Annotated in this window: 9 protein-coding genes; 7 read left to right on the top strand and 2 right to left on the bottom strand. The window is 55.4% G+C overall.

Translation table 11 applies throughout. The features are described 5' to 3' along the window. From QZ197_RS13110 to QZ197_RS13095, 4 genes are all read left to right on the top strand, one after another. The coding region (locus tag QZ197_RS13110) for an FCSD flavin-binding domain-containing protein (protein ID WP_296432495.1) at positions 1 to 713 on the top strand (713 nt) is incomplete at its 5' end. 76 nt (positions 714 to 789) lie between these two features. Then, positions 790 to 1,221, top strand: coding sequence for a DUF302 domain-containing protein (locus tag QZ197_RS13105; RefSeq protein WP_296432494.1), 432 nt, complete (start codon positions 790 to 792; stop codon positions 1,219 to 1,221). An 8-nt stretch (positions 1,222 to 1,229) separates the two neighbouring features. Then, positions 1,230 to 2,450: a 5-aminolevulinate synthase gene (gene hemA, locus QZ197_RS13100; RefSeq protein WP_296432492.1), complete on the top strand. Its 1,221-nt coding sequence runs from the start codon at positions 1,230 to 1,232 to the stop codon at positions 2,448 to 2,450. A 15-nt stretch (positions 2,451 to 2,465) separates the two neighbouring features. Next, entirely contained in the window at positions 2,466 to 3,524 is a 1,059-nt protein-coding gene (locus tag QZ197_RS13095) for a YeeE/YedE family protein (RefSeq protein ID WP_296432490.1), read from the top strand. Between the two features lie 2 nt (positions 3,525 to 3,526). Here QZ197_RS13095 and QZ197_RS13090 read toward each other — a convergent pair whose 3' ends face one another. After that, positions 3,527 to 4,474 carry an MBL fold metallo-hydrolase gene (locus QZ197_RS13090; RefSeq protein ID WP_296432486.1) on the bottom strand — a complete coding sequence of 316 codons (948 nt, stop codon included), beginning with the start codon at positions 4,472 to 4,474 and terminating at the stop codon, positions 3,527 to 3,529. Then, on the bottom strand, positions 4,471 to 5,391 hold the full coding sequence (locus tag QZ197_RS13085; protein WP_296432483.1) for an MBL fold metallo-hydrolase: 921 nt from the start codon (positions 5,389 to 5,391) through the stop codon (positions 4,471 to 4,473). The genes QZ197_RS13090 and QZ197_RS13085 overlap by 4 nt, the downstream gene beginning before the upstream one ends. Positions 5,392 to 5,569: 178 nt before the next feature. On the opposite strand from QZ197_RS13085, the gene QZ197_RS13080 reads away from it, so the two are divergent. The 3 genes from QZ197_RS13080 (at position 5,570) to QZ197_RS13070 (ending at position 8,217) form a co-directional block, all read left to right on the top strand. Beyond that, positions 5,570 to 6,214, top strand: a complete 645-nt coding sequence (locus tag QZ197_RS13080; protein ID WP_296432481.1) for a sugar transferase — start codon at positions 5,570 to 5,572, stop codon at positions 6,212 to 6,214. Positions 6,215 to 6,354: 140 nt separating this feature from the next. Beyond that, entirely contained in the window at positions 6,355 to 6,612 is a 258-nt protein-coding gene (locus QZ197_RS13075) for a hypothetical protein (RefSeq protein ID WP_296432480.1), read from the top strand. 3 nt (positions 6,613 to 6,615) lie between these two features. After that, positions 6,616 to 8,217, top strand: a complete 1,602-nt coding sequence (locus QZ197_RS13070; RefSeq protein ID WP_296432479.1) for a hypothetical protein — start codon at positions 6,616 to 6,618, stop codon at positions 8,215 to 8,217. Positions 8,218 to 8,339 lie beyond the last annotated feature (122 nt).

The following is an 8,339-nucleotide window of genomic DNA, read 5'->3' as shown; positions in this document are numbered from 1 at the left end:
CGCCCAATCCCTATCGCTGCCCGCCTGGACCGTACGAGCGGATTTCGATGGTGGCACATCTTCTCAAGCAAAATAACCCGACGGCCAAGATCTTGATTGCTGACCCCAAAGAAAGCTTTTCCAAGCAAGGCCTGTTCGAGGAAGGCTGGAACGACAACTACGCTGGCATGATTGAACGCATCGGCCCTGATTTCGGGGGGGCAAATGTGGCCGTTGACCCGGCTGCAATGACGTTGTCGATTGATGGAGATGTGATGGATGTAGACGTCTGTAACGTGATCCCCGCGATGAAGGCGGGCCGGATTGCAGAATTGGCAGGCATAACCGATGGCAACTGGGCGCCAGTCAACGCGGCTGACATGTCATCGACCATGGATGATAGCATTCATGTGTTAGGTGACGCCGCAGCGCAGGGTGATATGCCCAAATCGGGGTTCTCTGCCAATAGCCAAGCCAAGGTTTGCGCCAACGCGGTGCGCGGTGCGCTGACCGGATCAACTGTGTTCCCGGCGCGCTTTGCCAACACCTGCTGGTCGCTGATCGACACCGACAATGGCGTCAAGGTGGGTGCGACATATGAAGCCACCCCTGAAAAGATCGCCAAGGTGGACGGTTTTGTCAGCCAAACTGGTGAAAGCGACGATGTGCGGGCTGCGACCTATCAGGAATCGATTGGTTGGTACGACGGCATAGTTGCAGACATGTTTGGCTAAAATCGTGTGGGTCTTGATATGTATCAGTACCCACCGTTTTTAAGTTGCTTAGGCTTATTAATATGGAGGAAAAACTATGAAACATATACTGATCAGCGCGGCTCTGAGTATGATAGCCGCACCAGTCATCGCGCAAGAGGCTGTGACCTACGCATTTGACGGAAGCTTTGACGACGCGACGTTTTCTGTCGAAACCGCGATTGTCGGCAAAGGCCTCGTTATCGATTATGTCAGTCACACGGGCGAAATGTTGAACCGCACGGGTGCTGATGTCGGCAGTGATACGGTTCTTTTTGAAGGCGCAGATATATTCTTGTTCTGCTCGGCCCAACTATCGCGCGAGGTGATGGAAGCTGATCCAATGAACATTGCCCATTGTCCCTACGGTATTTTCGTCGCTGAACGCGGTGGCGAGGTGATGATCGGACATCGCACATACCCCGAAGGCGAGATGCAAAAGGTAGAAGCGCTGCTGGAAGAAATTATTCAGGACGCTATCGGCGGATAAGGACGACAATGGACTATAACGGGTTTTTCACGACCGCACTTGCGCGGTTGCAGGATGAAGGCAACTACCGTGTTTTTGCCAATTTAGAGCGGCATTGCGGCAGTTTCCCTAACGCCACAAATCGCGGCGATCAAACACGCGATGTGACAATCTGGTGTTCCAATGACTATCTTGGAATGGGCCAACATCCTGACGTGATCGCCGCTATGCACGCCGCAATCGACAAGGTTGGTGCGGGTGCTGGCGGGACCCGCAACATTTCCGGAACCACACATCATCATGTTTTGCTCGAGGCAGAACTAGCTGATTTGCATAGCAAAGAGGCCGCGCTGCTGTTCACCAGCGGCTACGTCTCGAACTGGGCGGCACTTGGCACTTTGGCTGCGAAAATCCCCGATTGTCTGGTACTGTCTGACGCGCTGAACCACGCCAGCATGATCGAAGGCATCCGCCATTCACGCGCAGAGCGCCAGATATGGCGGCACAATGATCTGGCGCACCTTGAAGAACTGCTCGCGGAGCAACCTCTTGAGCGTCCAAAACTGATCGCGTTCGAAAGCGTTTATTCTATGGACGGTGACATTGCCCCGATTGCCGCAATCTGTGATCTGGCGGACAAGTATAACGCAATGACCTATTTGGATGAAGTTCACGCCGTCGGGCTTTACGGTCCACGCGGCGGGGGGATCGCCGAACGCGAAGGTCTTATGGACCGTCTGACCGTTATCGAAGGCACGCTGGGCAAGGCATTTGGTGTGATGGGCGGCTATATCGCCGCATCCACTGCCTTGTGTGATTTTGTGCGCTCTTTTGCGAGCGGGTTCATCTTTACGACCGCGTTGCCGCCCGCAGTCGCCGCAGGTGCGACGGCCTCTATCCGCCACCTCATGCGCAGCCGCGCAGAACGCGATGCCCAGCAAGACAACGTGGCACAAGTGCGCGCGCGGTTGGATGCGATTGGTATCCCGCACACTGACAACCCAAGCCATATTATTCCGGTGATGGTCGGCGATCCGGTCAAATGCAAATACCTGTCCGATGTCTTGATGCGGGACTACGGTATCTACATTCAACCGATCAACTATCCCACCGTACCAAAGGGAACAGAGCGTTTGCGCATTACCCCGTCCCCCGTACATTCGGCGGATGATATCGACCATCTGGTCGGGGCACTTGAAACCTTATGGACCCAATGCCAGCTTGCCCGTTTGCCGATGGCCGCACAGTAGGATTGAGGCCCGCCTATGCTGGAAGAATTGATCGAAGTGTACGGCGAAGGTGCGGTTCTTATGGCCGTAGGCGGTCTGGTCGGCGCGGTCTTTGGTGCGGCGGCTCAGCATTCGCGGTTCTGCCTGCGTGCCGCAACTGTTGAAGTGGCCGAAGGACAGCTTGGCCCGCGTCTGTCGATCTGGCTGATCGCGTTCACGGCGGCTGTCTTTGCGGTTCAGTTTCCAATTGCGCTTGGTTGGCTTGATGTGACCGAAAGCCGGCAATTAGCCACAACTGGCAGCCTGTCGGGTGCCGTTATCGGCGGGTTGATGTTCGGGGGCGGTATGGTCCTTGCACGCGGCTGTGCCAGCCGGTTGCTTGTTCTGTCAGCCACAGGGAACTTGCGCGCGATTATCACCGGACTTGTGCTGACGCTTGTAGCGCAATCATCGTTGCGTGGTGCCCTTGCCCCTGCACGCGAAGCACTCGCATCGCTGTGGCTTGTGCCCGGAGGTGCTGCGCGCAGTTTGCTTGATCAAATGGGGATCACCTCGGGGTTTGCCGCGTCGGTGGCGGCAATTGCGGTTTTGGCGGCCTTGGTGCATGCGCGTCGATATGCGGTACAACCAAGCCATGCAGTTGCCGCGGTGGGAGTTGGCGTTGCAATCGCTTTGGGCTGGCTTGGAACATATACCGTTGCGATGCATTCCTTTGAGGTCGTGGCCATCTCGTCAGTCACCTTTACAGGTCCGTCAACCGATACACTGATGGGGCTGGTGAACAGCACGCAATTGCCTTTGGGGTTTGGTGTCGGCCTTGTCCCCGGCGTTTTTGTCGGCGCGGGCGTTATGGCACTGGCAACTGGCGAGGCGAAAATCCAGCGCTTTGGCCCAGATACCCCGATGGAGGTTTACCTGTTTGGTGCGGCTTTGATGGGATTTGGCAGCATGTTGGCAGGTGGCTGTGCTGTTGGCGCAGGCATGTCGGGTGGTGCTATTTTTGCGCTGACCGCTTGGGTCGCGGTCGGCTGCATGTGGATTGGCGCGATGGCGACACATAGAGTGATGCGCCGCCCTTCGGTGGTTGTCGCCTAGCGCTATTCGAATTCCATTTGCTCGAAAACGCGACCTGCGTTTTTGGTTGCCAATTCCTCGAATGTATCAAGATGCGCATAGGGGGATTGATCGACGTAATATGCTTCGGCCAATCCACCGCCATTTTCGATAAGTTCGCCGATCTGCGCGCGCAGGTATTCCAGATACCCTTTTGTGTAGCGGCGGACCTGATCCATGTTTGTTGGATGCCCATGCCCCGGGATAACATAGGTCGCACCCAGCGTTTCAAATGCATTATTCCAGGTTTCCAGCCAATCAAGGGTATAAGTATCCTCGAATAACGGCAGCATCCGTTCGTGGAACGCCATGTCGCCTGCAATGACAAGACCTTGGTTTGGCAGCCAAACGACGACATCGCCGGCGCTGTGGGATGGGCCAAGATAGCGCACTTCGATGCGGTAGTCCCCAAGTTCTGTGATGTATTCGTCGCTGAAAGTCTGGGTGGGGGCTTGCAGAAAAGTGCCCTCTGCTTTGTCGCGGTTTAGTTGTTGCATTGCATCCAGAATGCGAAAGCCGCGTTCTTCAAATTCAGCGGCCGCGTCTTCGTGCGCAATAATCGGGACATTCTGTGCGACCCAATAAGAATTGCCAAGCATCGCGTGACCTTGGCCATTTTCATTGACGACCAGAACAACGGGTTCATCCGTCAGCGCTTTGATTTCATCGTGCAAGGCCTTTGCCAAAACATATGCACCGCCACCATTGATCACCACCACGCCTTCGCCGGTGATGATGAAGCTAAGGTTGTTGTTGTGGCCACTGTTTTCATAAGTTGGCGGGGCGGTCGCACCTATTGCACTATATACGCCGGGGATAAATTCAACGGGCGGGCTATACAGTGCAGATGCAGGATACTGGTCGGCGATGTTCTCGTTTGCGGCGACGGAGGAGGCCCAAAAGCAGGCTGCAAGAATGGCGATGCGTGTCATGCGTCTTCTCCGACGAAAATAAACCCGTCGCCGCGACGTTCAGCGCGTCCCACGCCACCGTCCGGTAGATGAAATCCGACAAACCGCATTTGAGCTTGGCTCAGTTGGTCCAGCAACGCGAGGCGGGTTTGGGCACCGAGTATCTGATCCTGATCTGATCCTGAAAACCATGCAGGCTGTTCGAATGCGATGTGATGATTGACGATGCTATCCCCAATGATCATCAAATTTTCGCCGCCCATTTGGACCTCGAACGCCATGTGACCGGGGGTATGTCCGGCGGTCAGGCGCGACAGAACACCGGGCAGGATTTCCTGATCATCCTCGAAAAATGCAATTTGATCGGCCAACAACGTCAGACGGTTTTTGGCCCCCACAGCAAAGGTTACGCGGCCCTGATCGATGGTCGAAACCGTATTCGGGTCGGTCCAGTAATCCCATTCTGCGCGCCCGATGTGGTAGGCAGCGTCGGGAAACATCAGGTCGCCAAAATCATCCAGCACACCCCAAAGGTGATCGGGATGTGCATGGGTGAAAACCACGTCCGTGATGTCGGCGGGATCTATGCCAAGCACATCAAATGCGTCGATCAGCTTGCCAGCGGTTGGCATAAACTCTTGGCCAGCACCTGCATCAAACAAGATAGTGCGATCCCCACTTCGCAACAAAGTCACGTTGCAATCAGGTTCTAGCGTGTCGCCAGTAAGCCCGTATTTTGCCAAGATATCATCAGCGCCATCGGGTGGTGTTTCGCCCAAAGAAAAGCTTTTGGGCAGCACAAGGTTGCCGTCACTAAGCGTATCAAGGGTCACGCCGCCGGATTTCAGGGTTGTTTGCGCCCAAGCAACCGGGGGTAGCGCAAGGGATAGGCCTGCTGCTGCGCCGCGTTGAAGGGTTTGCCGTCGTGTCAGTTTCATAATCAAACTTTCATATTCGGATTATTGAATACTAAGGCAAGTTGGCTGGATATGGAAATCTTTTTCTTAGGTTGATCTGCAAATTTAACTCTTCGTTAATCGAAACGCGTCACCTTCGTGGATTATCAGACTGCGTTGGAATGCCAGTGCGTCGATTTGCAAAGAGGTTGATGCCCATATGTTAGACTTCCAAGGCGAGATCTTGATGCGCGCGGATCATTCCTTGCCATCAGAGACGATCCCGCGAAATTTCGGAAAAATAGCGTTTGATATCCTGCTTTCAGTGCTCTTGCTTGCGCCGCTGGCCATCGTTGCGATTGTTTTGCTTGCCGCGAACCCGTTTTTCAACGCCGGTCCGCTTGTTTTTCGACAGGTCCGCATGGGTCAAGGCTGTCAGCCATTCACGGCATTCAAGTTCCGCACCATGGCCGAAGATCGCCAGAACCGACGCGGCGCATTTGATGCGCTCGAATCCCACCGAATTACCGCTTTGGGTCGGTTCCTGCGAAAAATGCGGCTAGATGAATTGCCTCAAATCATCAATATTCTGCGCGGCGAGATGAGTCTGATCGGCCCCCGCCCTGACAGCTATGACCACGCCTGTGTCTATCTCAAACAGATTCCGAACTATGCTATGCGACACAAAACAGTGCCCGGAATTAGCGGGTTTGCACAAACGGAAGTGGGTTATGTGGACGGGCTTGATGGGATTGTACGCAAAGTGAACGCGGATCTTTACTACTTGAAACACGCGTCTTTTCGGTTTGATATGTGGATCGCTTGGCGCACCTTTTGCGTCGTTTTGGGCTGCAAAGGGACTTAAGCCCGTTCGCAATGAAAGATGCTGCTGGCGTATTGATACAGTGACGCCGCACTTGTTGCGCCGCCGTGCGCACGGTCGATCAACCACATTGTAACCGCAGTATTTTAGGCAGGTAGGGTAACCCTAAAGCGGAGAACCCGATGCCTGATCCATTTGATACTGACTATGTGAATTTGACTTCACCCGCCGTTGCCCATTATGTGATTTCACCCTCTGACACCCTTGATCTACCCGTGCGTCCGCGCGCGATCTATGTCAACACGTCTGGCACAGCCGTTTTGCAAGACAATGACGGCGAAGCATTGAGCTATAATCTACAAGCGGGGTGCGTGCTTTCGATCCGCCCGACGCGGGTCTTGGCGACAGGTACGACGGCGCAGCTTGTTGCGTGGTATTGATCCATGCTGGGCTTTGAACTTTCACCAAGCGCGCAGTCGGGGCTGCCACCAACGCCGCAGACATTGGCGGCTTTTTTTGATCACGGCGGGGGCGCGTCTGTTGCAATTGCGGCAGGTCTGGATGGTGGTCTGACAATCTGGAGCGAGGTGGGCGCGCAACATGCTGCTTGCCTTATCTTAGATAATGACGATCCAACAACGCGCTATTCCTGGCGCGAGACGCTGATCGCACCGTTGCGCAATGTCTATCCGGTCGGCGCGTTGACTTTGACGGGATCTTGGTCGCAGTTGCAATCGTCTGGATCTGGCTTGGGTGGCAGCTACACTGGCAACCGCGCGATCGGAAGCAGTTCCACGACCGCAACTGCATCCGCCACCGTCGGGCGCGACGCAGCTTACGATATCTGGGTGCATTATACGGGGCGTACCAGTGGCGGCTATATCAAGGTCGAAATCGATGGCAGGCAGGACGCGGTCAATGAAATCGACGATCCTGCCAACCTGGGCTTCAAGGCATTTTCCGCCTTTAGCCCAATAGATATGCAGCGCCGTCAAACGATAAAGGTCGCAAGCGGACTAAGTGGTGCGCACAATGTCACCCTCAGTTATGGGGCACCTGCGTCGCCGGGCGGGAATAGCATTCTGATTGAAGCAATCTCGATCAGCGCGGCACTTGCCGACCCCCATATCCTGCCGCCGCTTTGGCAACCAAATACGGCCTATGAGATGGGCGACGAAGTGCAGTTCGACGGCACATTTTATGCCGCCCGTGGCAATGGGACCAGCGGGCCAAACGCCCCGTCCCATACCAATGGCATCGCCTCTGATGGGGCGCTGGATTGGCGCGCGGATTTCCGGCCGACCTATCCGGAATTCGTGGCGATTGATTACGCGTCCGAGCGTGAGTATGCCGCACGTTTCGCAGTCGCTGGTGCGGTCACCGAAGTCGGTGGTCAAACCCATGGCAATGAGGTGTTAGAGGCGCGCACGATTGCCCTTGATGGCGTTGCTTGGGTACCGGAAACGGCCGGCAACGGGCTGAGTATTGGCACGGCGATTACCATTGTCGAAGAGACAACTTGGCAAACACAAGTGGGCGCAGAGGTGGCAACTTGCCAGCTTACGCGCAACATCACGCCCGCAGGTATTCGTCACGACGTGCAAGTTGCGGGCTTGGGTCCGCAAGCAGATTTCGAGTGGTTTTATGCAGGCATGTTGCCGATGGTACATTGGGACGGCGAAAGTGCCACGACTGTTATCCAGACCGTCGCACAGGCGGGCGGTGATCCTGTTGTCTTGGCCGACTATGCAGGTGTGAACCCACCCAATGTCAATTTTGCTGGGGTGACCCGTTTGGGGCTATCTGGGTCGATTGGTGATGTCGCCATTCGGTATGGGCATGAGGCGGGCGCGCTGGCCTTGCAAGGCAACAGCTTGGTCGATTTTGCCGCATTTCTGCGACCAAACCTGGATGCACGCACCGCCAGTGGCAGCTTGGACTGGGCTGCTAAAGCTTACGTTGCAGCGGATCTGCAGGGTGGTTTGTCGCTTGCGGAAAATGACATTCTTGGATTTTACAGTCGCCATGTCATTGCCGTAACGTAGTTTGCCATGACGGGCCGCAGTGTTGCGGCCCAACCGCCCGGCGTTAGACGAGTTCCAAAGCCGCAACGCGCGAGCCAGAGATCGCAGCATAACGCTGCATCTTGCGCAGGCGTGTTTTGGTC

Source organism: Yoonia sp., from assembly GCF_017854415.1.
Lineage (GTDB): Bacteria > Pseudomonadota > Alphaproteobacteria > Rhodobacterales > Rhodobacteraceae > Yoonia.
This window is presented reverse-complemented; position numbering and strand designations above follow the sequence as displayed.

Coding starts and splice junctions, on each gene's coding strand:
- hemA (WP_296432492.1), top strand. CDS start 1,230: ATGGACTATAACGGGTTTTTCACGACCGCACTTGCGCGGTTGCAGGAT.
- QZ197_RS13105 (WP_296432494.1), top strand. CDS start 790: ATGAAACATATACTGATCAGCGCGGCTCTGAGTATGATAGCCGCACCA.
- QZ197_RS13070 (WP_296432479.1), top strand. CDS start 6,616: ATGCTGGGCTTTGAACTTTCACCAAGCGCGCAGTCGGGGCTGCCACCA.
- QZ197_RS13075 (WP_296432480.1), top strand. CDS start 6,355: ATGCCTGATCCATTTGATACTGACTATGTGAATTTGACTTCACCCGCC.
- QZ197_RS13085 (WP_296432483.1), bottom strand. CDS start 5,391: ATGAAACTGACACGACGGCAAACCCTTCAACGCGGCGCAGCAGCAGGC.
- QZ197_RS13080 (WP_296432481.1), top strand. CDS start 5,570: ATGTTAGACTTCCAAGGCGAGATCTTGATGCGCGCGGATCATTCCTTG.
- QZ197_RS13095 (WP_296432490.1), top strand. CDS start 2,466: ATGCTGGAAGAATTGATCGAAGTGTACGGCGAAGGTGCGGTTCTTATG.
- QZ197_RS13090 (WP_296432486.1), bottom strand. CDS start 4,474: ATGACACGCATCGCCATTCTTGCAGCCTGCTTTTGGGCCTCCTCCGTC.